Consider the following 24,865-nt stretch of genomic DNA (forward strand, 5'->3'; position numbering starts at 1 on the left):
ATCGGGTCAGGTCAGATTAGTGTAGGTCAGGCCGAACCTATTCTGCTTTAGCGGCTGGATCAGCTTCCACCGCGTTCGGCTCTTCGGGACTCAGACCTGTCGTCACATCCCAGCCACCGCCCAAGGCCACCATCAGTTTGACCGCCGCCCGCAGGCGTTGAGACTCCAGGTCCAAAGCCTGCCGCTCGGCCGACAGCGCCGTGGCCTGGGTTTGGGCCAGACTCAGAAAATCCACCAGACCGGCATCAAACTGATTGCGTGTCAGCCGCAAGGACTCGCGTGCCGCGGCCAGAGAACGCGCCTGGCTGGCTTGCTCCAGCTCCAGGCCATTGCGTTCAGACAAGGCATCTTCCACTTCCTTCAACGCATCCAGCACCGTCTGACGGTAGGCAGCCAATTGTTCGTCATAGCTGGCCTCGGCCTGCTCGACTTGCGCACGGCGTGCCCCAAAATCCAGCAAGGTCAGGGCAAAGGCAGGACCCAGGGACCAGACACGCGCGGGTGCCGTCAGCCATTCGCCAAGATCACTGCTGCTGAACCCCCCACTGGCCTTCAGGCTCAAACTGGGAAACCAGGCAGCCTTGGCCACACCAATCTGGGCATTGGCCTGCGCCATGCGACGCTCGGCACGGGCCACATCGGGGCGACGTTCCAGCAAACTGGATGGCAGACCCACCGGAATATCCGGAGCAACAGGCCAGGGCGCATGAGGCACCACCTCAAACTGGGAAGGTGCGCGGCCTACCAACACAGCCATCGCATGCAGGTAGGAGGCCTTCTCGCGATTCAAGGCCAAGCGCTGGGTGCGAGCCCCCTCTAGCTGGCTTAAGGCTGCGGCCACATCTCCCGGTGCCGAAAACCCGGCGTCCAGGCGATTCTGATTGATTTGCAAAGAACGCTCGTACGCGGCCACGGTTTCATCCAGCACTCGCTCGCTGGACTCCACACTGCGGTACTGCAAATAGGTCTGCGCCAATTGAGACTGCAGGCTCAAGCGTGTGGCAGCCATATCCGCAGCACTGGCTTGCAGGCCAGCATCACCTGCTTCTACCTGACGGCGAATCCGCCCCCACAAGTCCACTTCCCAATTCACCGTAATGCTGGCGTCATAGGCGCTGCTGCTTTGGCTGGTATCACCGGACCCACTGCCACGCCTTGTCGTGCCGACCGAACTGCCTACTTGCGGGAACTGGGTCGAACGCGTGTTGGACAGAGTGGCCTGCGCCTGACGAACGCGTGCCTGTGCCTGCTGCAAGGTAAAGTTCTGCTCATTAAGGCTTTGCATCAGGGTGTTGAGCACGCCATCGTTGAAGCTTTCCCACCAGGGGCCGCGGTCTTTCAAATCAGCCGGTTCGGCCTGCTTCCAGGCCGTGGACCGTACCTCTTCCCGGAAGTGCTCGCCCACCGGCGCTTCGGGCCGCTGATAATCAGGGCCAACAGCACATGCGGACAGGAGCAGCACCATCCCAGCCAGTGCGAAGCGCGGAAGAATCATGGCGTTAGAAGTAGGCATATCAGCTTATATATTCAAAGTTGTCTGGTTCTTGCGGCGCATGAAGCGATGGCGCAAACGATCCAGATAAAGATAAACCACCGGCGTGGTGTACAAAGTCAGGATTTGACTGAGCACCAAACCACCCACAATGGTGACTCCCAAGGGCTGGCGCATTTCCACGCCGGGCCCGGAGGCCAGAATCAAAGGAATAGCACCAAAAATGGCGGACAAGGTCGTCATCATGATGGGGCGGAATCGCACCAGGCAGGCTTCGTAAATAGCCTCACGCGACCCCATGCCGCGCTCACGCTCCATTTGCAAGGCGTAGTCCACCATCATGATGGCGTTCTTCTTGACGATACCAATCAGCAAGAACACCCCGATCATGGCAATCAGGTTGAACTCGCCACTGGTCATCATCAGAGCCAGCAATGCCCCAATCCCGGCCGAAGGCAAAGTGGACAGAATGGTGAGCGGGTGCATATAGCTCTCGTACAGCATCCCCAGCACGATATACAAAGCCACCAAGGCAGCCAGAAACATCATGGGTTGCTTGGCCAGGGCATCGAGCATCTGCGCCGTATTACCTTCAAACCCGGCCTGGATCTCGCGTGTAGGAAGCTGAATGCGAGCCATGGCCTGTTCAATGGCCGCCGTTGCCTGACTGAGGGTGACGCCTTCGGCCAAACCGAAGGACACGGACTCGGCCACCAGCAAGCCCATATGGTTAATGCTGCGCGGCGCGGTGCCGGTCGTAAAGCGCGTAAAGGCAGACAAAGGAACGCGAGTGCCGTCTTTGGCAACAACCTCGATTTCCTTCAGGGACTCCAGATCCTGCGCAAAACGCGGCTCCACTTCCATGACTACGTAATACTGGTTCAAGCGGCCAAAAATCGTGGAAACCTGACGCTGGGAAAAGGAGTTGTTCAAAGTCCCTGCCACCATAGACATATCAATGCCCAGGCGCGTGGCCATATCGCGGTCAATTTCCAGTTGGACCAGACCGGCCTTATCGTCCGTGCCAGTGTCCACGTCCACCAGCTCTGGCAATTCGGCCATGGCTTGCTGAACCTTGGGCAACCAGGTTTTCAACAGCTCCAGGTCACTGCCCAGCAAGGAATAGTCGTAAGAGCCACTGCGCCCGCCGCCCCCGCTACCGACCGGAATATCCTGCTGCGGCACCATGAACATGCGCGCCCCCGGCGTGGTGGATAAAGGCTCGCGCAGACGATTCACAACATCCGTCGTGCTGGCCTTGCGCTCATCCATAGGCTTGAGTTCAACCAGAATAAAGGACGAAGTGCTGCCACTGCGACCACCGGCAAACACGGCCACCGAACGAATGTCCGGGTCCTGATTCAGGATGGAACGGAAGTATTCCAGCTTGGGCACCATGGACTGAAAGGAAGTCCCCCGATCGACCCGGAAAAAACCCATCAACTGGCCAGTATCCTGCTGCGGGAACAGCCCCTTGGGCACTACGGCGTAGAGGTACACATTCAGGCCAATTGTGACAAACAAGGAGAACAGCATCAGTCGATGGTGCTTGAGCGCCCACCCCAATGAACGACGGTAGCCACGCCAGCTGACACTGCCTATCCAGCCCAAAAAACGACTGACAGGGTTGGTGGACTCATGCTCTTGCGGCCCAGGACGCAGCAGGCGCGATGACATCATGGGAGTCAGCATCAAGGAGATCACCAGGGACACCAGCACGGCGGTACACAAGGTGACGGCAAACTCCATGAACAAGCGCCCCGCCAGCCCCCCGATCAGCCACAAGGGAATGAACACGGCCACCAGCGACAAGCTCATGGCTGTGACGGTAAAGCCCACCTCCCGCGTCCCGCGCAAGGCCGCCCGCATGGGGGACAAGCCTTTTTCCAGGTAACGCATAATGCTTTCCAGCACCACGATGGCGTCATCCACCACAAATCCGGTAGCGACAATCAGGGCCATCAGGGAAATGGTGTTCAACGTAAAGCCGAACAAATGCATGAAGGCAAAGGTACTGATCAAGGACGCCGGAACGGCAATGGCCGGAATTAAAGCAGCGCGCCAGTTTCGCAGGAACAGCAAGACCACCAGCACCACCAGGGCCACCGCAATAATCAGTGTCAGTTGGGCCTCTTCCAGCGTGGCGCGAATACTGGGCGTACGATCCTGAGCCACTGTCAATTGCGCCTGGGTGGGCAGCATTTCCTCGATACCAGCCAGGCGTTCACGAATGGTATTGACCGTCTCGATAATATTGGCGCCCGCCTGACGACGCACAATCAACAGCACCGCTTCCTGGTTATTCCAATAACCCATACTGTGAATGTTTTCGACAGAGTCCTCGACCTTGGCGACATCCCCCAAACGGATAACCTGCCCATCCTGATTCTTCAGAATCAAGGGGTCAAAAAACCGTGCCTGGTTGTACTGCTTACCCGAGTTGATCTGCCACTGGCCCTGCTCGCTTTCCAGATAGCCATTAGGACGCAGACTGTTGGCGTTATTGATCACCGAACGCACATCGTCCAGCGCAATGCCAGCCGAGGCCAATGCCTTGGGATTCAATCCCACCCGCACTGCTGGCAAGGAGCCACCGCCCACGTCTACCGAACCTACGCCCGGAATCTGGGCCAGCTTCTGCTGCACAATGCCGCTGGCCATATCAAACAGCTGGGCCTTGTTGGCCGTCTGCGAGGTCAAGGCCAGCACCATGATAGGCATGGACGAAGGGTTGACCTTCTCGTAGGTGGGCACGCTGGACATGCCCGAAGGTAACATGGGCCGGGCCTGGTTGATAGCGGCCTGCACATCGCGTGCAGCCCCTTCAATATCCCGGTCCAACTCAAATACCAGCATGATCTGGGTGGAACCCTCGCTGCTGCGAGAGCTCATTTCCGACACCCCGGCAATAGAACCTAAAGCCTGCTCCAGTGGCGTGGCCACACTGGAAGCCATGGTTTCAGGGCTGGCACCGGGCAAATTGGCCGAAATCGCAATCACCGGAAAATCCATTTCCGGCAAAGACGCCACGGGCAAGAGCCGCAAGGCCAATGCGCCCACCAAGACCATCGCCAGTGCCAGCAGGCTGGAGCCCACTGGCCGGAAGATAAATAGCCCTAACAAGCGTTTCATGTCGACTCGCGTACCGACTTGGCGCCATTACGGGTAAAGCGGTCAAAAAACAGATAGATCACGGGAGTCGTGAACAGGGTCAGCACTTGGCTAGCCAAGAGACCGCCCACCATGACCAGTCCCAAGGGTTGACGCAGCTCTGCGCCAGAGCCGGTGGCCAGCATCAAAGGGATGGCACTGAACAAGGCCGCCAGAGTCGTCATCAAAATGGGGCGGAAACGCAGCAAGGCGGCTTGATGAATGGCCTCTTGCGGTTTCATGCCCTGCTCGCGCTGCGCCTCCAGGGCGAAGTCGATCATCATGATGGCGTTCTTTTTCACGATACCAATCAGCAGAATGATCCCGATCACCCCCACCATGTCCAGATCCCGCCCGGCTAACAGCAAGGCAAGCAGCGCGCCGATGGCAGCCGAAGGCAGCGTCGACAAAATAGTGATGGGGTGGATATAGCTTTCGTACAAAACACCCAGCACGATGTACATGGTCAGCACGGCGGCCAACATCAGCCACAGCGTGCTGGACAAAGAGGCATGGAAGGCCTTGGCGGCACCCAGGTAGCGGGTATCCACCGAGGATGGCATACCGATCTGGTCGGGCACGGTTTCAATGGCTTCAATGGCGTCGGACAAGGAATAGCCATCAGCCAGGTCAAAGGACACATTCACGGACGGGAACTGTCCCAAGCGCTCTACCGATAACGTTGTGGGAACCAGCTGAATGCGCGCCAGGGAAGTAATCGGCACAGGTGTACCTGCCGCTGTCATTACATGAATATTTTCCAGATCCTGCGGGCCTTGGCGATATTGATCCTTTACCTCCAGCACGACGCGGTACTGGGCAGACTGCGTGTAGATCGTGGAGATCAAACGCTGTCCGAACGCGTCGTACAGTGCATCGTCGATATTTGCCTTGGTCACGCCCACACGGGCTGCCGCATCCCGGTCTATATCCAGCAGCACTTGCAGGCCATCGTTTTGCAGGCTCATGGATGCATCTTTAATCTGCGGCAAGGCATTGACGGCATCCAGCCAACGCGGCATCCAGGTCGTCAGCACCTCTGTTTCCGGGTCCGACAAGGCCATCTGGTACACATTACGGCTGATCTGATCGTCTACCGTCAGCTCCTGAATGGACTGTTGGTAAACCGACAAACCGGGAATATCTTTCAGACGCTCATCGAGCCTGGCCATGATTTCATTGGCGCTGGCCCGGCCTGAACCAATGGGCTTCAAAGCAATTTGCAGACGGCCATTGTTCAAGGTGGCGTTCGTGCCATCTACCCCGATAAAGGACGTGACGGCTTCCACATCCGGATCTTCCAGCACAATCGCAACGGCTTGCTGCTGCAAATTCCCCATTGCGCGGAACGACGCGGTTTGCGGTCCTTGGGTAATCGCCTGAATCAGGCCGGTATCCTGTTGCGGGAAAAAGCCTTTGGGGACGATCACGTACAGCAGGCCCGTCAACACCACTGTGCCCAGAGCTACCCACAAGGTCAGCGTCTGGTGGCGCAGCACCACAATCAGGCCACGGTCGTAAGCCGCAATGATGCGGTCCATCTGATCGCCCAACCAGGTCGTGAAACGGCCATACTGGCGCTCGTCCTCGGGCTTGAGCATACGCGCACACATCATGGGCGTGAGCGTCAGCGAAATGAACAGGGACAGCAGGATGGCGACGGCCAGGGTAATGGCAAACTCACGGAACAAACGGCCGATGACATCACTCATGAACAGCAACGGAATCAGCACTGCGATCAGGGAGATGGTCAGGGACAGCAGGGTAAAGCCAATTTGCTCCGCGCCCTTCAAAGCGGCCTGCAAGGCGGTTTCGCCCTTTTCGATATAGCGGGCGATGTTCTCGATCATCACGATCGCATCATCAACCACAAAGCCGGTGGCAACCGTCAAGGCCATCAGGGTCAGGTTATTAATACTGAATCCCCACATCAGCATGATGGCAAACGTTGCGATCAGGGAGATAGGCACGACAACGCTGGGAATCAGCGTAGCCGTCCAGGTGCGCAAGAACACAAAAGTCACCAGCACCACTAGCACAATGGCCAGCATCATTTCCTTTTGCACATGGTCAACCGAATCCCGAATGGTCTGGGTGCGGTCCGTGGCGACTTCCACATCCACACCGACCGGCAAGGAACGGCGTATCTCGGGCAGCAGGCTTTGAATCTGGTCCACTACATCAATGACGTTGGCGCCAGGCTGACGCTGAATATTCAGCAAGATCGCAGGCACAGTCCCCATCCAGGCGGCCTGACGCACATCCTGTGCATCCCGCACCACCTTGGCCAGTTCGCCCAGACGCACAGCAGCACCGTCCTTGTAGCTGACGATCAGATTTTCATAATCCTGTACCGTTTTCAGTTGTTCATTGGCACCGATGCTGGTGGAACGCTGAGGCCCATCCAGATTGCCTTTGGGTTGGTTCACGTTGGCCGCGACCACCGCCTGCCGCAGGTGACTTAAGGTCAGATTGCGGACGGCCAAGGCGTTGGGATCAGCCTGAATGCGCATGGCTGGTTCCTGACCACCCGCAATGCTGACCAGTCCGACACCCGTCACCTGCGAGAGTTTTTGTGCAACCCGCACATCAATCAGGTCGCGCACCTCGTGCAGGGGCATATTGGGGGAAGTCACCGCCAAAGAAATAACCGGGGTATCAGCCGGATTGACCTTGTTATAGATAGGCGGTGCAGGCAAATCATTGGGCAGCATATTGGAGGCGGCATTAATCGCCGCCTGCACCTCTTGCTCGGCCACATCCAGGGGCAAGCCCAAATCAAACTGCAAGGTAATGCGCGATGCCCCGCCCGAGCTGGACGAAATCATCTGCGACAGGCCCGACATGCTGCCGAAGCGCCGCTCCAGCGGTGAAGTGATCAAGGCCGCCACTACATCCGGGCTAGCGCCCGGATAGAGCGTGACCACCTGAATAGTGGGGTAATCCACCTGCGGCAAAGCGGCTACGGGCAACATGCGATAGGCCAGCAAGCCGGACACCAGCAAGGCCACCATCGCCAAGGTGGTAGCCACCGGGCGCAGGATAAAGATACGCGACATGCTCACGGCTTACTCGCTTGCAGGACGTGGACGGCGACCCTCACCCGGACGTTTGCCTTGCTCTGGCTTGTCGGCGGCATCATCGGGCGCAGGCTTTTCCTTGACCTGACCATCTTGCTGCATCACCTCGACCTCCGAGCCTTCACGCAAACGGTCAGTCCCTTCAACCACCACACGATCGCCCTCTTTCAGGCCGGTTTTAATCAAGGTCAATTCCAGCGTGGCCGTACCCAATTCCACCACCTGGATATGGACCTTGTCCTCGGCATCCAGGGTGTACACATACGTGCCCACCGAACCCCGTTGCACAGCGTGCGATGGGATCAGCAAGCCTTGTTCCTGGCCCAAAAAGACACGGGAATTGACAAACTGATTAGCAAACAAGGTTTCATCGGCATTATCAAATTCGGCCTTCACTTTCAGCGTGCCGGTATTGATGTCGATCTGGTTATCCAGTGCCTGCAAACGGCCCTTGTCCGACAAGAGCTGACCCTTGCTGTCGATCAGGGACACCCGCAAAGGCGATTCGCTTTGTTTCATGGCCTCCAGCAGGCTGCTCAATTGATTCTGCGGCAAGGAGAACTCCACGCCTATGGGATCCGTCTGGGTAATGACGACAATCCCATCGGTACTACCGGCAGACACCAGATTGCCCTGATCCAGCTTGCGCAAACCCAGGCGGCCATCCAAAGGCGCCGTAATACGAGTGCGATCCAGCTGGACCTGCGCACGGGCCACCTCTGCTTGATTGGATTTGATCTGTGCCTGCAGTTGCTGAACGGCCGTTTCCTTGGTTTCCAAGGCCTGGCGAGCAATAGAATTCTGTTGAAACAGGACGCGGTGGCGGGCCAGTTCCTGCTGCGCCCCTTTGAGCTGAGCCTGATTCTGCGCCAATTGGCCACGCGCCTGATCCAGTTGCACCTGATAGGTACGCGGATCAATCTCGGCCAGCAAATCGCCGGCCTTTACACGTTGGCCGTCCTTGAAGTGGATGCGTTCGAGCACACCATCAACTTCGCCGCGCACGGCGACTGTTTGCAAAGGTTTAACCGTGGCAATCGCATTGACCGTTTGGTCGATCAGGCCTTCCTTGACCGTGGCCACCTGCACCGGGACTTTAGTCGCCCCCATCATGCCGCGAGGCCCGCGCATGGGAGTGGACGTACTGGAAGGGGAAGACAGGGCGTAATAAACGAGGCCTGCTACCACCAGCAGCCCTACCACCACCCAGACATAGAAGGATCGGGACCGCCGACCTCTGCCTGTGTTCAACTCCGACATGAATACTCCCCGGCTAAAACTTGATTGTCTCTATGCACGGTCTAAATAAGCGTTTAAGCACTACCGATCGTGACGGCGACACGCATTATGCAGCCAAAACACGATAGCAATTAGTTTCAAACGATAAAGAGATACAAGCGCTGACAAAACCGCATCCCTGCTAGACCACGCTGGCACAGCAAGTATAAAAGCGGCAGTCTGAACCTTATATGAACAGCGTTTTCAGCCGAAGTTGCAACGGGCCAGCCTGAAGGGGATATCCCCCGTCACGGCCTGCGGTTTCAATTGATTATCTTGCTGCACAAAGCGTATCCAGATGACGTAGCGGTTAGCGCTCATTTCCGGATAGATGCACGCACCGGCGTCCACCCACACCCGCAGCAACTGGAAGGTCTTGCCTGCCAGCATTTCTTGATAGGAACCGTCACGGGCCAGTTGGTCTGCCGAGTCACCCGACTGACGCAGCAAGCGCAAAATCAAGGCCAGACCTTGATACAGTGGCAGGAAAGACTCGGACCAACGGCGCAAATCCTGGACACGATCGGCATCGGGGCGCTGTTGCCAGGAGTAATAAGAAGGCATGTCCACCTGGGACGTGCCACCGGGCACAGCAACCCGGCCCCGCAAACTGGCCAACCATTCATTTTCACGCAGGCCCTGCCCCACCCGCCCCTGGGCCGAGAGGTCAGCAGAAGCGCGCACAATTTGTTCAATCATCTTGTCCAGCGCCTGCAGCTGAACACCGGGGTGTTCACGCAGCGCAGCCAGCGCCACGCGCTGACGCTCAAGGTCTTGAAGAACAGCAGAACGCAAATCGGTTCGATCCGAGATGTCCAGTAAATCAAACAAAGTCGCTACAGCGATCTGATGCGAGTACGCATCCTGGTTGGCCGAAAAATGAAACAGCCTATCGAACAAGTATTCGACTCTCAGTAAAGCCCGGACACGCTCATTGCAGGGGTATTCGTATAGAGTCACGCGTTTAAAAACCTTTTTTTGTCGACTGGAGGGTCAGACACGTCGTGTTGTCAGGCAGTCAAGGCACACCAGCGTTGGTGTACTGCTCGCGCCCGCTCTTCCAACAGGGGCAAAGTCGTCTGCCCATCATTCAGAACCACGTCGTCGGCCACATCCAGGCGCTGCTGACGTTGCGCCTGTGCTGCCATGATACGTTCAATTGTGGCCACTGCCAGCCCGTTGCGCTTTTGAACACGCTCGATCTGGGTCGCTTCATCACAATCCACAACGCAAATCCGGTCCACACGGTCTCGCCATCGTCCTGATTCCACCAGCAAGGGTACAACCACAACAAGATAACATCCTTGCGCTTTCAAGGTCTGTGCTTTTGTTACGTTCCAAATCAGGGGATGAATGATCGCCTCGAGCCGATGACGGGCATCAGGATCGGCAAATACACAGGCCCGCATCCAATCCCGATCCATGGAACCATCCGCGGCCAAGGCCTGTGCCCCAAAAGCAGCGCGAATCGGCTCAATGGCCAGACCACCGGGCGCGGTCAACTCATGCGCGATGACATCCGTATCCACGACAGCCGCCCCCCAAGAGGCAAAAAAATTGGCCACCTGGCTTTTGCCCGATCCAATTCCACCAGTCAGCCCAATTGTCAGCATGCGCAATCCACGGATAAAAAACAAAACTGTAACGTACCCGCGCCAATCCTCCTACCCTGAATAGACCTGATACTGTCCCGCCGCCCCAGGTCTAGCGTAGAATTCAGCTATCAACCAGTCCACGGAAGCCCGCCATGTCTTTCACCAAGATTTCCCCCCTGCGTTCCCTTACCTTGCTTTCGGTCGTTTTGCTGGCAGCATGTGCCCAAGCACCCGTTCAGCCTACCCCCAACGAGGGTCGCGACTCCACCCAGAAAGACGCCCTGCGCCAAGCGCAAGGTAGCGGCACCGCCCGTGCCCCCTCGCAAATCAATTTAGGCTTCGGTAACCAGGAAGGCCTGCACGCCATCACACCGGCCCGCGCCCAGCAGCCTGCCGCCATGGTCGACCGTAGCGTTCCAGAGCTGGCCGAGCCCAAAACCTTTCTGGGCACCCTGTCCTGCCCACCACAAGGCGGCGCATGTGAGCCCTACAAAATCAGCGTAACCCTGGCTCCTGCTGGCCAATGGCGCTTGCGTGCCACCCCGCTGGGTGCTGGCGAAGAACACCGCATGAGCGGCTGCTGGGTACCTATCGGCACACAGCCTACCCGCATCGCTTTGCTGGCCAACAACGACTCGACCTTGGCCGATCTGAGCTTTGTGAACAACAACGTACTGCGCATTCACACCTTTAACCAGCAACGCCCTACGCTGGAGAGCCACCTGACTCGCCAAGCCGACATCGACCCGATCAGCGAGCTGGACGGCCAGGCCACTCCCGCCTGCCGCTAATCTAAGGAATAGACAGGCTGCCCACCAGGCTGGGCGGCAGCACATCGCGCAAGCCCGGCTCGCTAAATACAAAGCGGGTCAATTCAACCGCATTGCGCACGCGTAACTTCTGAAAAACGCGTGCCCGATGCGCCTCCACCGTACGCTGGGAAATCGCCAATTCAGCCGCAATCACCTTGTTCGCCTTGCCGATGGCGATATAAGACAGCACGTCGCGCTCGCGCGGAGTCAGACTTTCAAACAGCACAGAGGCGGGCAAATGACTATTCAATACCATGTCAGTCTCGTATATCTGTACCAGGCGAACAGGCCGCCTGCGATGTGAAAAATCAACCATAGACAGAGTTTGTCATTTTAGGCAGGGACTACGCGACTGTTAACTTGTACGGGATGTTTTTGTCACAGGACTAATATAGATACACGGTTTTCAATGCGTCGGAAAACCATCTTTTTACGCCTCAAATTGGGGATAAACGCAGACAAAGATACAGCCTCATCCCCCCAAGAAACACAACAATCACCTGGGTCACCCCCCCGGATCGGTCAAACACCCCACCTCACCACAGCACAACACAACGCAACACAACAAACCCGGCCCCATAAACTGCCAGCAGAGATGAGCATTCACGGCCATGAGCCACTCTGACGCGCAGCTCTGGGGGGCGGCGATTCAGACTGCTTGCCGCCGGCGGGAGATAGCGCAGGGATGCAAGCACCCTGCTGTTTGAACCCGACGCTTGTACTTGGTCCGGGGGACCAAGTACCGGGTGAGTTCAGGGTGCGCCCGTAGCTATCTCTCGACAAGGGCACCGGTGCGCAGCACCGGCAAGTAGTCAGCCGCCCCCCAGAGCTGCGCGTCAGAGTGGCGTCTTACTGAGTCCCACCCTGGCATGAGGGGGCCTGAACTGCCACCACCCCAACCAAAGCACCAGACAAAGACAAAGACAAAGACAAAGACAAAGACTGCAAAAATAAACCACGCAGATATAAAAAAAGCACAGTAAAAACTGTGCTTTTCTCACCAAACAACACAAGAAATCAGGCTTTAACCATTTCCAGGTTGTCGATCAAACGCGTCGCGCCCAATTTGGCAGCGGCCAATGCCACCAACGGTTCGCCAGCTGCAATTTGCTCTGGCGTCGGTTCCAGCAAATCCGACTGACGACGCAAGGCCATATAGTCCACCTTCCAGCCCAGATCCGTCATCTTCTTGGTCGCATAAGCCTCAATCTCCTCGCGGCTTTGACCTTGCTGCAAACGCTCATTCATTTCCTGCAGTGCGTAATAAATCTGCGGAGCCTGAGCGCGTTCCTCGGGACTCAAATAGCGATTACGCGAAGACATGGCCAAACCATCCTCTTCCCGCACCGTCTCGTGAGCCAGAATCTCTACCGGCAACTGGAACTGACGCACCATCTGGCGCACCACCATCAACTGCTGATAATCCTTCTTCCCAAACACAGCCACACGCGGCTGCACACAGGAAAACAGCTTCAACACAACCGTACACACGCCTTCAAAGAAGTCAGGACGGAAATGACCTTCCAGGATACGGCCCAAATGATCAGGCGGGCTGACGCGAAAACTCTGTGGCTCGGGGTACATCTCGCGCTCCGAAGGAGCAAACAAGACATACACATCGCGCTCCTGCTCCATCTTGGCCGCATCTTCCTGCAAAGTGCGCGGGTAACGATCAAAATCCTCGTTAGGGCCAAACTGCAGGCGGTTCACAAAAATACTGGCCACCACCGGATCGCCATGCTGACGAGCCAACTTCATCAAGTCCAGGTGAGCTCGATGCAGATTCCCCATGGTTGGAACAAATGCCACGCGTGTCTGGCCCTGGAGCTGATCGCGCAGTTCTTGGATGTTATGGACGACTTTCAAAAAATTCTCCGCTACGGAATAAGATCAGGCCCATCGGCCTGCGCTCGAATATAAGTCAGGCGCAAATAAATAGGAGCGTAGGGCTCGGCCTGCGTGATTTCAAGCAGTGACTCTCGTGCCAATTCCAGCATCGCCAGAAAATGCACGACAAGCACCGCCGCCGGATCACCCTGATCCAGGCGTTCATTAAACAGCTCTGTAAACTCCATGAAGCGCACATGCTGCAAACGTCGCAGAATCTGGCTCATGTGATCACGCACCGACAACTGCTCACGCGTAATCTTGTGACTGGCATTGAGCTTGGCACGCTTCAAGATGCCCAGCCAGGCCTCGCGCAAATCATCCGCATTCACTTCCGGTGGAATGGCCTCAATAACCAGTTCGGCCTGGGCATTGGCCAGCAGATAGTCGCGCCCCATCAAGGGTAGCTCGTCCAGACGACGCGCGCCTTCCTTCATGCGCTCGTATTCCAGCAGCCGGCGTACCAGCTCGGCACGCGGATCATCCACCTCTTCTCCCGTGTCAGCGCGCCGCACTGGCAGCAACATGCGGGATTTAATCTCGATCAGCAACGCGGCCATCAAGAGATACTCCCCCGCCAGCTCCAGATTGGTGGCGCGGATCTGCTCCACGTAGGCCAGATACTGCCCGGTGACCTGGGCCATCGGAATATCCAGCACATTGAAGTTCTGCTTGCGGATCAGATACAGCAACAGATCCAGCGGGCCTTCAAAGGCGTCCAGAAATACTTCCAGCGCATCAGGCGGAATATACAGATCCTGAGGGATCGCAAACAGCGGCTCACCATAAAGACGCGCCAGCACATCCTCGGGCTGAGGAGCTGGCGTATCCACAACAGTCTGCTGTGCGATCTCAGTCACAGGCGCAGGTGTACAGATTTAGTTGTTTTCGTAGTACACGTAAGGTTTCTGAGGCGTGCGAGCAGCCTTGTAACCGTCTTGCAGTTCCTGGTCAATCTGCTTGTCCCACAGACGATAACGGCCTTCACGCTGCCGTGCTTCGGTATCCGCGTTCTGCTCTTTATACTGTTTAAGAAACTGGGTAATTTCGGATTCGAAATTCTTTGCCATAATACCTGTACGCCTAAATAAATTGGATAACAGAAAAGTTTGAGTTTACTGCACCGCACACCAGAGAGTTCGCCGCATGGCATCTGAACAGACCGAAGCCGCCAAACCGGCGACCATGTCCCCTCAAGAGCGTCGAGCCATACGCATTATTCCCTACATTGTGGGATGTGCATTGTTCATGCAAATGCTGGACTCTACGGTTGTAGCCACTGCCCTGCCCACGATGGCCTTGTCGCTGGATACCAGCGTCATCCGCATGAATACCATCATTACCAGCTACCTGCTGGCCGTGGCCGTATTCGTTCCAATCAGTGGATGGGCTGCAGACCGCTTTGGTGCTCGCAAGGTGTTCCTGGCCGCCATTCTACTCTTTACCGCCAGTTCTGTTGCATGTGCCCTGTCCCAGACCCTGTCACAACTGATTATTTCCCGCGTGATACAAGGCATGGCCGGGGCCATGATGGTGCCGGTGGGACGCATTATCTTACTGCGGCGCGTCCCTAAAGATGAGCTTTTAAGCGCCATGGCGGTGCTGACCTTGCCTGCCTTGCTGGGCCCCATCATCGGCCCGCCCGTGGGTGGTTTTTTAGTCACGTACGCCAGCTGGCACTGGATTTTCCTGATCAACATCCCCGTTGGCATACTGGGCATTGCCCTGGTGCTGCGCTATATCCGCGAGGACTACCCCACAGAGCGCCCGCCCCTGGACTGGCTGGGCTTTATCTTGAGCGCCATCTGTCTGGCCACTCTGGTGACCAGCTTCGAGAACGTAGGCCATGGCACGCTGGGCTGGGATACCTTGGGCTGGCTGACACTGGCCGGTCTGGTCGCTGGCACATGGTACGTCTGGCACTCCCGGCAAGTTGCCTACCCAATAATTGATTTGTCCTTGCTGCGCACCAAAACCTTTGCCATTTCCGTGCTGGGCGGCAATCTGTGTCGTTTCTCGCTGGGCGCTGCGCCATTTCTTTTGGCCATCATGCTGCAAACCAACTTTGGCATGAGCGCATTATCAGCAGGCCTGATTACCTTCACCGGCGCGATTGGTGCTCTGGGCATGAAACTGGTGGCCCCACCCATCATCCGGCGTTACGGTTTTCGCAAAGTCCTGATCGTCAACGCCTGGCTGACGGGCCTGTTCATTGCCCTGTGCGCCATGTTCCAGGCCACCACGCCCATGTGGCTCATGATTGCCGTCCTGACCGCAGGCGGTTTTTTCCGCTCCCTGCAGTTCACCGCAGTCAACACCCTGACCTACGCCGACCTGGATTCTGAGGCCATGAGCCAGGCCAGCAGTTTTGCTGCCATGGCGCAGCAACTGGCTATCAGTCTGGGCGTAGCATGTGCGGCGGTAACGCTGAATGTCAGCATGGCATTGCGCGGAGCCAGCAGCGTGGAGACCCAGGATACGATCTGGGCCTTTCTGATTCTGGGTGCTATTACGGCCATCTCCAGCCTGTCTTTTGCCCGACTGTCAGCCAGCGATGGTGAGTCTTTGCAGAAGAAGTAGATCTACATGCCAAACTGACCCCGGGTAAAACAAACGCGATTAAGGGGCCACACCCTCAGCGGTAATCATGGATACATGCGGCTAGAGGCCCAAGGCATCTCTATGGAACTGCGTTTGAACACCAACCGATCATGAAGCCGAAAAGGTTTATCGATCCAAAACTCCATCGACAGAGGAACGATACGAAACCCAGTCCAATACGAGGGCCTTGGAACTTCACCAATGCCAAAGCGAGCCGCCTGGACCGCAACCGCTTTGGCCAGGTCCCCTCGTTTGAGCAAAGGGCGGGATTGTTGACTTGCCCACGCCCCTATCCGGCTTGCACGATCTCTAGACGCAAAATGTGCATCAGCCTCGGCGTCCGAAACTTGCTGAACCTGTCCACGAAAACGAATCTGTCGGTGCAAAGACTTCCAATGCAACACCCCGGCAGCCTGCATATTGCTAAGCAGCTCTCCTCCTTTTTGAGACTGTGTATTGGAATAAAAGACCAGTCCTTCTTGATCAAATTTCTTCAATAAGACCATACGGACATTGGGCATTCCAGAGGCATCAGACGTAGCAAGCGCCATCGCATTTGCATCGTTCACCTCACTCCGATGAGCTAACTCGAGCCATTCCCCAAACAAAACAATTGGGTCATTGCCTACAACTGTATTTGTCTCATCGTTAAAAGCCTCACTCACATCGTGCGTCACTTGAGTCATCTTCGAAACACCTAAGCGAAAGAAAGTAGTTGGGGCGCCGCCAGCAGATTGCGCCATTTATCAGCGTCATCACCCGGCTTGCTGATCATGCGAGCCTGGCCATCCTTGCCAACGATCACCTCACCAGCAGGCGGCACATTCAAAAACTCCATATGCTGCGTCGCGCAATACGCTCCCACATCAAGAACCAGCAAATAATCACCTGCCTTTACCGAGGCAGGGACAGTCACTTCACCTGGTATAGGATAGTCATTCCGTAGCAGCGTGCGGCCTCGAATTTTGGCTCTACCCGCGTCCTTGTAGTCTGTAATTTCCTGAAAGTGGTCGTCCAGAAAGACAGTATTGTGAGGCCGATTACGTAGCTGGGCAGAGGGCATCAACATGCGAGAACTATCTGTAACAACGATATGCCCATTGGAATGACGCACTACATCTCGTTTGACGCTTGACACCAAAACACCGGAATCAGCCAACACATCACGGGCCGGTTCAAATAAGAATTTAACCGTCTCAGGTATTTTCATTTCGACCGCTAGGTCACGGATCGCAAGGAAATAGGTATTCCAGTCAAAATGCTTTTTCTCTTCATCCCATAATTCATAGTTAAAACCATGCCCACCCGCAAAATTAATTGATTTCGCTGATGGAAAGTGTTTAACAAACATGTGGAAGATTTCACGCACGATATCAACCATATCCTGAAGTGAATTGCCACTTCCGCAATACACCTCAAAGCACTCCAGAGTTCGCCCACTATCTTTCAACATTTGGGCTAATTGTCCCAGTTGCTCGACCTTCACCCCAGGTTTATCCGAACGAAGACTATCTATACGAGCACTGATCGTCGGCGCATTCTGCTCAATAGCAAATGCGATTTCATCAAGGCTAGCCAGAAACACCAAATGCTTTTTGGCATTCCAATAGCTGAGTTCCTTGTTCGAAACATGCCCTGGAGAAATAATGAATCTGTCAAACCCATACTGTGTGAGTAGCTCGTACTCATTAGGCATCTGTAACAAGATACCAGCCCCTGCATCATGAAGAGGTTTCATGACATGAGGGTTTGCATTGGGGAAAAACGGAATGTACAGGGAGACACGCCCCTCCAAGCCTGCAGCACGATAGGCTGATGTAATGCGCTGAAAGTTCTTCAGAACCTGGCTTTCGCTGTAAACAAAGACAGGGGTGCCGGATTTAGAGCAAATATTAGCTAGGTTAGCTGTTGAAACCCAATGACTCTCTAAATAACGAACATCCAAACACGGCACGTCTTGCTCTGCGGCCTCATATATCGACATAGTGTTCCTCTTAAAACAAAGTCACAACAAAGAAAGGTGGGTTGCAAACACCCACTACAAACAGGTGATAGAGCGCGTCGCATGTTCAATATCAGACACTCGCATCAACTGCTCACCAATCAAAAAACCCTTTATTCCGCTAGCTTTAAGACGAAGCACTTCTGCTGGACTGGATATTCCACTTTCACTAACTGCCAAACAATGCGGCCCCAACATCTTGAACAATCGCTCTGACACGCCAAGATCAACCGAGAAGTCACTCAAGTTACGGTTATTTATCCCGACCATTCGTACATTCATAGACAAGGCGCGTTCTGCCTCGGCCTCATCATGAACTTCAACCAGCGCTTCCATTCCAAGACTCTGAGCCCGCTCCATCAGCTCTTTCAGTAAGGAGTCATCACCTAGCATCGACATAATCAATAAAATGCAGTCGGCGTTCATCGCTCTGGACTCATAGACCTGATACATATCCACAATGAAATCCTTACGCAGTACCGGCAAGTCAGACGCAGATTTTGCAAGCTGCAGATCCCCTGCCTTCCCTTGAAAAAAATGGGCATCAGTCAAAACCGACAAACATGCTGCACCGCCCTTTTTATATGCTTGGGCAATCTCAACAACATCAAAGCCTTCTCTAAGCAATCCTTTTGATGGACTCGCTCGCTTGATCTCTGCAATCAGTGCAATCTGGTCTCGCACCACGCGTTTTTCCATGGCGGAAACGAAACATCGAGGTAGTGGCAACCGGGATATAAGAGACTCAAACCTAGATAGAGACATCTCGCTACGAGCTCGTTCGATTTCCTCAAGCTTATAAGCCTTGATCGTGTTCAAAATACTCATAGGTCACCAGAAAGCTCAGAGGAAAACAGTTGGGGAGCATCCCCCTGACAAGAAACAGAGATCAAACGCTGCAAACATCGCAATGCCTGGCCCTCATCAATGGAAGCACGCGCAATTCGTATGGCATCCAACCAGCCCTCTGTTTTCCCGGATGCAATTAATGCTCCAGCCGCATTGATCAATGCGATATCCCTATAAGGCCCAGCCTCCCCTTCGAGGACTGAACGCAGTGCATGTGCATTCGTCTGCGGATCTCCTCCTTTTAAGACGTCAGGCGCAGCTATAGACAAGCCAAGGTCCTCTGGCCGTATCTCGAGATCAGTCAAATGACCACTGATAGCCAACGTTGCAAAAGTCGGACCTGTGGTAGTAATTTCATCTAGTCCATCAGAACCATGAACAACAAGAACCCGTTCAGATCCAAGCTCAGCCAAAGCAGCAGCTAAAGGGCGAACTAAGCTTCTGGCGTAAACACCAACCAAATGATGCTTAACCCCAGCTGGATTGAGTAACGGACCAAGAATATTAAAAAGTGTTCTGGTTCCAAGCTCTACGCGCACCGGCATCGCTTTCGCAAGAGCTGGATGATGAGCAGGAGCAAAAATGAACCCAATTCCAACCTCATCAATGCAGCGTTCAATCGTGTGAGGCTGTACGTCCAGATTTACCCCAAGCGCTCGCAAGACATCAGCAGCACCAGACCTTGAGGAAAATGCTCTATTCCCTTGCTTGGCTACGCGAACTCCAGCACCTGCCACAATAAAAGCAGCACATGTAGAAACGTTGTATGTCCCCGAGTTATCGCCCCCCGTTCCCAGAATATCCATCGTTCCTGGTGGAGCCTGTATAGTCACCATACGTGCTCGCATTGCAAGAGCGGCACCGACTATCTCATCGATAGTCTCACCACGCATGCGTAATGCAGTCAGCACTGCCCCAACTTGTGCCTGGCTAGCTTTCCCAGAAACGATACTGTCCATCAAAGCAGCCATACCGTTACGACTCAACGACCTGTACGAGACAAGGTCTTGAATAGCCAATTTGATATCAAACGCGTCGGTTTGCATTGTTATGGGGGTCTGCATGAAAACCTCAGCGGCTATGAACACATATCCATGCGCTCTGACTGAAACGCATTGAATACATCCAAATCCTCCGGGAGAGTCTGGTTCCAATCCAATGTCACATTCTCTCGACGAAATGGAGGTATGTCATATAAACGGTTGTCCAATGTCCTAGCGAACAAATGACCGGCATAAACTGCGGCAGCTATCGTACCCGGTGCATAACAATCACCAATCCTCACTACTCGTCGCTGGGGGCCATCCCCTTCATTGAGAACAGCAAGCTGCGCATCAAGCTCCCGATACAAGGAATCATTCGGTACCTGTGAGGTCACCAATACCACCGCATCCGCAAGGAGAAATCGCTTGCGCCCGGTAAACACACAAGCAATCACAACGCCATCCGATAAAATCTTCTCTAGCTTGTGGGATACATGTACACCCTCACACAGCTCGATCAATCTTTTCTGAATTTTTGGCTGCTCAGCCGTATTGAGCGTGAATGCCGAGACCAAGCTCTCTGGCGTCACAAAACTCACGGAACAACCTTGGGCGGCAAGCCGCTCTCCAATCACCCCTGCCATGTAGTAGTGATCGTCATCAAATATGAGTACCCGGCCGCCAAGCGAACTCCCAGCCATTACATCGTCAGGAGTAAAAACCGGTAACCGGTTCAAACCTTCAACGGGTGCCGAGTAGGTACGCCCCACACCATCTGCCCGCCATCGAGCGCCAGTTGCCACGGCAATCAAATCGCAATCTGTCTCCAGAACCATGCTGGCGGAAACAGGATTCTCCGGTAGAACAAGGACATTCGGATTCTTGCGCAACTGCCCCACTCGCCAATCGGCAACCCGACGCCATGCTGATAAGCCAGGCAAACTAGCCTCCGTCAGAGCACGTCCACCTAGATTGCGCTCCTTATCAGCCAAGATCGTTTCATAGCCACGTCTTCCCAACCACAATGCGGCCTCCAAACCAGCAGGCCCGGCCCCTACCACCAAAACTTTATGATCTGTATTTTTGGGCTGGATGATTTCTGGATGCCATTCTCTACGCCACTCTTCACCCATGGTGGGGTTCTGAGTGCATCGCAAGGGGACACTGAGCTTGTCTGATGCCACACAAATATTGCAACCGATACACTCTCGAATATCCTCAAATGCCCCTGTTCTGATCTTCTCCGGAAGATAGGGGTCTGCAATAGAGGGCCGCGCCGCCCCAATCAAATCCAACTTCCCAGTCGAGATTAATGACAGCATATGATCCGGGGATGTATACCGACCTACACCTACAACCGGCTTTCCAGTGACCTGTTTCACAAAGCTGATGTAACTGTCCTGAAAACCTTCATCACTAAAACGCGATGTCTGTCCATCATTCCCAAATGGACTGAGATTTACATCCCAAAGATCCGGCAAGTCGGCCAACATTTCAACAACATCACGGCCCTCCCCCTCAGCAGAAAGACCAAAAGGTCCAGCCAGCTCATCTACACTGAATCGCAAAGCGACTGCACATCGATCCCCCACGGCCTCCTTAGTATCCAAGAGCAACTCTTTTAATAAACGCACTCGATTTTCCAGGCTGCCCCCATACTCGTCTGTTCTCTGGTTATGACGCCGCGACAAGAAATGAGCTGGAAGCGTCATGTCGTGGCCTGCATAGATGTACACAATATCGAACCCAGCTCTCTTAGCATTAAGCGCAGCATTCCTGTGCCAACGCAAAAAGTCTCGAATATCACTTTTGTCCATTTCCCTGGCAGTAACGGGAGCCACTCCTCTTGTCGGAGCCAAGGAAGGGGCAAAAGGGATAGCACGCGTCTCCAAATTAGTTACGTGAAAACCATTGTGAGCAAGCTCTATGCCTGCCAAAGCACCGTATCGCGCTATCTCCTCACAAGCTTTGGATAAAACAGGTATATCCCTGGTATCCCAAAGCCTCAGCTCTCTCGGATGACAACTGGAGTAATGAATGTCGCACTGCTCAGTGCAAATAACACCCCATCCGCCCTCAGCCTTGATCCCCCGCATTCGAGCCATTGCACTTGGGTGCACCCGATTCATACCATTGCAATGGGGCACCTGATAGAAACGGTTTTTAGCGATTACCGGACCAATACTCAAAGGCTCAAAAAGTGGTGCATAACGATCAACACTTACTGGGGGGAAAATAGTCATTGTTATCTCTGATTGTTGTGCTGACAGACCTGAAAGACGCCAACGCCATGCCCTACTTACAGAGTTCAGGCACAAACTCAAAACGTCGACTGTGCTGAGTCAGCATTCCCTCCTTCAGAACCTCTATCTCCAACTCAGCCGCACGTATCGTGATGCGTTCGTGCAAGGCCTCCAGATCTTCATAAGCCCGCTCATGTAATGCCTCCGCGACGACCAGTACCGTATCTGACTCTTTAGAGACCACGGACTGAGCCCCCTGCCGGAAAACCCAGCGACGTGAGTGCGCATGGTTGGCCTCATCGGCAAACACAATCTCGTCCTCTGTTGGATGTTCGACCTCACCCTGAAAGGTTCGGTAAATCTCCGTACCATCGGCAGGCCGAACTGTGATGCCTCCAGAAATATGGGCGCAGTCAAATGCCGCAATCGGAATGGCTGCCTGCATAGACTCTGCGTTCAAAGTATCGATCAAGGGATGAAAGCCAGGCAGGTGTCCGTCTTTACGAAAGCGACGCAGCAATGCCTCAACCGCACAGCGGTATTGGGTCGGCTTCATGCCCATCTGGGAATACGCCTGACGCCAGGCCTGAATAGACGGGAGTTCGCTCTCCGGCCCCTGCTCCAGCAACTGGCCAACCCTCGTAAATGTGCTGTTCAGGGCATCGTTTTGGAGTTTAGCTACCCTCACCCCTTGTAAAACCAGGACCAATGCCGTCAGCCTCGGAAAGCGGTTCCACACAGTGTCAGAATGATTGAAGTACATGGTATGCAGGGCACCTTTCGCCAATTGAAAATGTGAAATACAGGCAAGCACACTGCCTATTGCGTCAGTACAGTTCGTGCTCGGGTTCGCTCCGGGAAGGTCAACACAAAAATGGCAAGAATGACCGTGGCAACACCCACAATCTGTACCCACCCAATCTGCTCCCCTAAAACCAGCGCTGCCAGGGTGACGGCTGTCAAAGGAGCCACCGCCGTAAATACAGACGCTTCGCTGCCACTGACCCGCGCTGCCCCGCCATACCACAGCAAAAACCCTGCAACGGTAGGGACAAGCGCATACCAAGCCACAGCACCTATCGCTGCGGTATCTGGCATGGAAAGCGGTAACTCAAGCAAAGCAAAGGGCAAGGACACCAGCAGGCCCAGACCGGTCATCGTGGTGGCTTGCAACAAAGGCCGCAGCGGCACAGGGATGCGCTTGTTAAGCAAAATGAATGCGCTCTCACAAACCACGGCTCCCAGGATATAAAACATGCCAATGGACGAACTTGGACCTGAGCCCTTCCAGACCACTGCCATGACACCCAAGGTCGCCAGCACGACGCTGATCAGCAGCCTTAGCCCTGGCCGCTCGCCCAGGACGATCACGGAGAAGAGCGCAGACACAGCGGGCAATGTGCCGATGATTACGCCCGCATCAGCCGCCGACAAATGGGACAAGCCTGCTATCAGTAAGGTCGTATAGCCAACACTGCCCGCCCCGGCCTGAAGCAGCAACAGTACCCAGTCCCGGAACAACAGCTTGGGCCACCGCTCTCGCTGCCAGAACATCAGGGCAAGCAAAACCGGCAAGGCAAGAGCAAAACGAAGTGCCGTTGCCAAAAAAGCAGGCATGTTGCCAGCGATCAGTTTGGAGGCAATAACGGTCGATCCAACCGTCATCATGGCCAAGGACAACAATACATATCCAAGTGTGCGACTTGACATCTTTTCCTCTAGGACGCAAATCAATTCACGTAATAACCTTGGTATTTAATAATATTGATCAAGAAAAATCTTGAACGATATTGCAAGGAAACAGAAAATCCGCAGACATCAAGAGGGAGCACTATTTTTTGATAAAAACAAAAATAGAAAACGATTAGAATAGTCATTTCCCCACTCATCCAGGAACACGAAGTGCGCTCTTAGAAAATGAAAGGAAATATCCCAAATGAAGGTCAGTAAGCAATTCAAAGCGAAGGTATGCGGGCAGACAGATATCGTCGCTGTTGAAGCGATGTCCAGCCAATCGTTTGGTCGGCATACTCACGATCAGTTTGGGATAGGGGTGCTGGTCAGCGGAGCTCAGGACTCAGCCAGTGGTCGCGGACAGGTACGAGCGACCAACGGCAACATGATTACCGTCAACCCGAATGAAGTTCACGATGGAAGACCCGTAGACGGCAAGGCAAGAACCTGGCGCATGCTGTATCTGGACCCAGAGCTGATCGCCCAGTTTGCCCAGTCCATGGGGCATAGCGCCGGGGTGGAGTTTATCCACCCTGTTCTTGGCGACACCTCGGCGGTCATGGCATTCAAGCGCCTGTACGTGGCATTAACCGATCCAAAGCGCGAGCCCAAGCAAGGACTGATAGATGAAATTGCGGAGCAGGAGCTTTTTCAAATTCTGGTGCCACTGCTTGGAAATAATCAGCCCACGGAAGCAGAGATTCTATCTGCCGAGTTAGCCAGAGCCAAAGCTCGTCTTGATGCTCACCCAGAAATCCCGGTCTCACTTAATGAACTGGCAACGGAGGCCGGTTTAAGCCGATTCCAATTTCTAAGGGCGTTCAAGGCGGTGACGCAATTACCGCCTCATGCGTATCGACTACAGCGTCAGCTGCAAATGGCACGCCGCCTGATCATGCAAGGACACACCTTACTGCAAGCGTCTCTTTTATCGGGTTTTGCAGATCAAAGCCACTTAACCCGCCATTTCGTCTCAAGTTATGGCCTGACGCCCGGCTCCCTCTCTCAATCTCGCAAAATGCAGTCTTTTTCGGCGCTCAAGTAATTGAGGGAAATCCGATAATTAATTCAAGACGACAAATCAAGAATCAATAATTTTGATAATTTATTTTATTGAAAAAAATTTGATTGGCAATAAAATCAATCTTGAAAAATAAAT

At 54.5% G+C, this 24,865-nt stretch carries 20 protein-coding genes; 3 read left to right on the forward strand and 17 right to left on the reverse strand.

Going from position 1 to position 24,865, the window contains the following annotated elements:
• Positions 1 to 37: 37 nt before the first annotated feature.
• From N879_RS18965 to coaE, 6 genes are all read right to left on the reverse strand, one after another.
• The gene (locus tag N879_RS18965; RefSeq protein ID WP_022983622.1) at positions 38 to 1,513 is read right to left on the reverse strand and encodes an efflux transporter outer membrane subunit; all 1,476 of its coding nucleotides are present in this window, start codon (positions 1,511 to 1,513) and stop codon (positions 38 to 40) included.
• Positions 1,514 to 1,519: 6 nt separating this feature from the next.
• Entirely contained in the window at positions 1,520 to 4,624 is a 3,105-nt protein-coding gene (locus N879_RS18970; protein ID WP_022983623.1) for an efflux RND transporter permease subunit, read from the reverse strand.
• Entirely contained in the window at positions 4,621 to 7,707 is a 3,087-nt protein-coding gene (locus tag N879_RS18975) for a multidrug efflux RND transporter permease subunit (RefSeq protein WP_031233051.1), read from the reverse strand. The genes N879_RS18970 and N879_RS18975 overlap by 4 nt, the downstream gene beginning before the upstream one ends.
• Positions 7,708 to 7,710: 3 nt before the next feature.
• Positions 7,711 to 8,982: an efflux RND transporter periplasmic adaptor subunit gene (locus N879_RS18980; RefSeq protein WP_009458749.1), complete on the reverse strand. Its 1,272-nt coding sequence runs from the start codon at positions 8,980 to 8,982 to the stop codon at positions 7,711 to 7,713.
• 222 nt (positions 8,983 to 9,204) lie between these two features.
• The gene (gene zapD / locus N879_RS18985; protein WP_026484449.1) at positions 9,205 to 9,960 is read right to left on the reverse strand and encodes a cell division protein ZapD; all 756 of its coding nucleotides are present in this window, start codon (positions 9,958 to 9,960) and stop codon (positions 9,205 to 9,207) included.
• Between the two features lie 50 nt (positions 9,961 to 10,010).
• Positions 10,011 to 10,613, reverse strand: coding sequence for a dephospho-CoA kinase (coaE, locus tag N879_RS18990; RefSeq protein WP_009458744.1), 603 nt, complete (start codon positions 10,611 to 10,613; stop codon positions 10,011 to 10,013).
• A gap of 134 nt (positions 10,614 to 10,747) precedes the next feature.
• On the opposite strand from coaE, the gene N879_RS18995 reads away from it, so the two are divergent.
• Entirely contained in the window at positions 10,748 to 11,386 is a 639-nt protein-coding gene (locus N879_RS18995) for a hypothetical protein (RefSeq protein ID WP_009458742.1), read from the forward strand.
• Position 11,387: 1 nt separating this feature from the next.
• Here N879_RS18995 and N879_RS19000 read toward each other — a convergent pair whose 3' ends face one another.
• The 4 genes from N879_RS19000 to N879_RS19015 all read right to left on the reverse strand — a co-directional run bounded on the left by N879_RS19000 (position 11,388) and on the right by N879_RS19015 (position 14,364).
• Entirely contained in the window at positions 11,388 to 11,663 is a 276-nt protein-coding gene (locus tag N879_RS19000; RefSeq protein WP_009458741.1) for a response regulator transcription factor, read from the reverse strand.
• Positions 11,664 to 12,424: 761 nt separating this feature from the next.
• Positions 12,425 to 13,273, reverse strand: a complete 849-nt coding sequence (panC, locus tag N879_RS19005) for a pantoate--beta-alanine ligase (protein ID WP_009458740.1) — start codon at positions 13,271 to 13,273, stop codon at positions 12,425 to 12,427.
• A gap of 11 nt (positions 13,274 to 13,284) precedes the next feature.
• Positions 13,285 to 14,127, reverse strand: coding sequence for a segregation and condensation protein A (locus N879_RS19010; RefSeq protein WP_009458739.1), 843 nt, complete (start codon positions 14,125 to 14,127; stop codon positions 13,285 to 13,287).
• A gap of 45 nt (positions 14,128 to 14,172) precedes the next feature.
• Positions 14,173 to 14,364, reverse strand: a complete 192-nt coding sequence (locus tag N879_RS19015; RefSeq protein ID WP_009458738.1) for a DUF3460 family protein — start codon at positions 14,362 to 14,364, stop codon at positions 14,173 to 14,175.
• Between the two features lie 76 nt (positions 14,365 to 14,440).
• Between N879_RS19015 and N879_RS19020 the strand changes: the two genes are divergently transcribed.
• On the forward strand, positions 14,441 to 15,874 hold the full coding sequence (locus N879_RS19020) for a DHA2 family efflux MFS transporter permease subunit (RefSeq protein WP_022983627.1): 1,434 nt from the start codon (positions 14,441 to 14,443) through the stop codon (positions 15,872 to 15,874).
• A gap of 65 nt (positions 15,875 to 15,939) precedes the next feature.
• On the opposite strand, the gene pdxH is transcribed toward N879_RS19020, so the two are convergent.
• From pdxH to N879_RS19055, 7 genes are read right to left on the reverse strand one after another with little or no spacing between them, the layout of a single operon-like run.
• A complete protein-coding gene (gene pdxH / locus N879_RS19025) occupies positions 15,940 to 16,581 on the reverse strand; it encodes a pyridoxamine 5'-phosphate oxidase (protein ID WP_009458730.1) in 642 nt (213 codons plus the stop codon).
• An 11-nt stretch (positions 16,582 to 16,592) separates the two neighbouring features.
• On the reverse strand, positions 16,593 to 17,879 hold the full coding sequence (locus tag N879_RS19030) for a diaminopimelate decarboxylase (protein WP_009458729.1): 1,287 nt from the start codon (positions 17,877 to 17,879) through the stop codon (positions 16,593 to 16,595).
• Positions 17,880 to 17,933: 54 nt separating this feature from the next.
• Positions 17,934 to 18,725: an indole-3-glycerol phosphate synthase TrpC gene (gene trpC / locus N879_RS19035; RefSeq protein WP_009458728.1), complete on the reverse strand. Its 792-nt coding sequence runs from the start codon at positions 18,723 to 18,725 to the stop codon at positions 17,934 to 17,936.
• Positions 18,722 to 19,810, reverse strand: a complete 1,089-nt coding sequence (gene trpD, locus N879_RS19040) for an anthranilate phosphoribosyltransferase (RefSeq protein WP_235332462.1) — start codon at positions 19,808 to 19,810, stop codon at positions 18,722 to 18,724. The genes trpC and trpD overlap by 4 nt, the downstream gene beginning before the upstream one ends.
• A gap of 14 nt (positions 19,811 to 19,824) precedes the next feature.
• Positions 19,825 to 21,972: an oxidoreductase gene (locus N879_RS19045; protein ID WP_051359156.1), complete on the reverse strand. Its 2,148-nt coding sequence runs from the start codon at positions 21,970 to 21,972 to the stop codon at positions 19,825 to 19,827.
• Between the two features lie 52 nt (positions 21,973 to 22,024).
• A complete protein-coding gene (locus tag N879_RS19050) occupies positions 22,025 to 22,735 on the reverse strand; it encodes a B3/B4 domain-containing protein (protein ID WP_009458725.1) in 711 nt (236 codons plus the stop codon).
• 56 nt (positions 22,736 to 22,791) lie between these two features.
• A complete protein-coding gene (locus tag N879_RS19055; RefSeq protein ID WP_031233054.1) occupies positions 22,792 to 23,682 on the reverse strand; it encodes a DMT family transporter in 891 nt (296 codons plus the stop codon).
• A gap of 226 nt (positions 23,683 to 23,908) precedes the next feature.
• Between N879_RS19055 and N879_RS19060 the strand changes: the two genes are divergently transcribed.
• Positions 23,909 to 24,751 (forward strand): AraC family transcriptional regulator, encoded by an 843-nt coding sequence (locus N879_RS19060; protein ID WP_009458723.1) that lies wholly within the window; start codon positions 23,909 to 23,911, stop codon positions 24,749 to 24,751.
• The last annotated feature ends 114 nt before the right edge of the window (positions 24,752 to 24,865 follow it).

This window comes from Alcaligenes sp. EGD-AK7, from assembly GCF_000465875.3.
GTDB classification, from domain to species: Bacteria; Pseudomonadota; Gammaproteobacteria; order Burkholderiales; family Burkholderiaceae_B; genus Alcaligenes; species Alcaligenes phenolicus.

What these genes read in the sequence shown, in the direction of transcription:
- N879_RS18965 (WP_022983622.1), bottom strand. Translation starts at nt 1,513, where the DNA reads ATGCCTACTTCTAACGCCATGATTCTTCCGCGCTTCGCACTGGCTGGG.
- N879_RS18970 (WP_022983623.1), bottom strand. Translation starts at nt 4,624, where the DNA reads ATGAAACGCTTGTTAGGGCTATTTATCTTCCGGCCAGTGGGCTCCAGC.
- N879_RS18980 (WP_009458749.1), bottom strand. Translation starts at nt 8,982, where the DNA reads ATGTCGGAGTTGAACACAGGCAGAGGTCGGCGGTCCCGATCCTTCTAT.
- coaE (WP_009458744.1), bottom strand. Translation starts at nt 10,613, where the DNA reads ATGCTGACAATTGGGCTGACTGGTGGAATTGGATCGGGCAAAAGCCAG.
- N879_RS18995 (WP_009458742.1), top strand. Translation starts at nt 10,748, where the DNA reads ATGTCTTTCACCAAGATTTCCCCCCTGCGTTCCCTTACCTTGCTTTCG.
- N879_RS19000 (WP_009458741.1), bottom strand. Translation starts at nt 11,663, where the DNA reads ATGGTATTGAATAGTCATTTGCCCGCCTCTGTGCTGTTTGAAAGTCTG.
- N879_RS19015 (WP_009458738.1), bottom strand. Translation starts at nt 14,364, where the DNA reads ATGGCAAAGAATTTCGAATCCGAAATTACCCAGTTTCTTAAACAGTAT.
- N879_RS19020 (WP_022983627.1), top strand. Translation starts at nt 14,441, where the DNA reads ATGGCATCTGAACAGACCGAAGCCGCCAAACCGGCGACCATGTCCCCT.
- pdxH (WP_009458730.1), bottom strand. Translation starts at nt 16,581, where the DNA reads ATGACTCAAGTGACGCACGATGTGAGTGAGGCTTTTAACGATGAGACA.
- N879_RS19030 (WP_009458729.1), bottom strand. Translation starts at nt 17,879, where the DNA reads ATGTCGATATATGAGGCCGCAGAGCAAGACGTGCCGTGTTTGGATGTT.
- trpC (WP_009458728.1), bottom strand. Translation starts at nt 18,725, where the DNA reads ATGAGTATTTTGAACACGATCAAGGCTTATAAGCTTGAGGAAATCGAA.
- trpD (WP_235332462.1), bottom strand. Translation starts at nt 19,810, where the DNA reads ATGCAGACCCCCATAACAATGCAAACCGACGCGTTTGATATCAAATTG.
- N879_RS19045 (WP_051359156.1), bottom strand. Translation starts at nt 21,972, where the DNA reads ATGACTATTTTCCCCCCAGTAAGTGTTGATCGTTATGCACCACTTTTT.
- N879_RS19050 (WP_009458725.1), bottom strand. Translation starts at nt 22,735, where the DNA reads ATGTACTTCAATCATTCTGACACTGTGTGGAACCGCTTTCCGAGGCTG.
- N879_RS19055 (WP_031233054.1), bottom strand. Translation starts at nt 23,682, where the DNA reads ATGTCAAGTCGCACACTTGGATATGTATTGTTGTCCTTGGCCATGATG.
- N879_RS19060 (WP_009458723.1), top strand. Translation starts at nt 23,909, where the DNA reads ATGAAGGTCAGTAAGCAATTCAAAGCGAAGGTATGCGGGCAGACAGAT.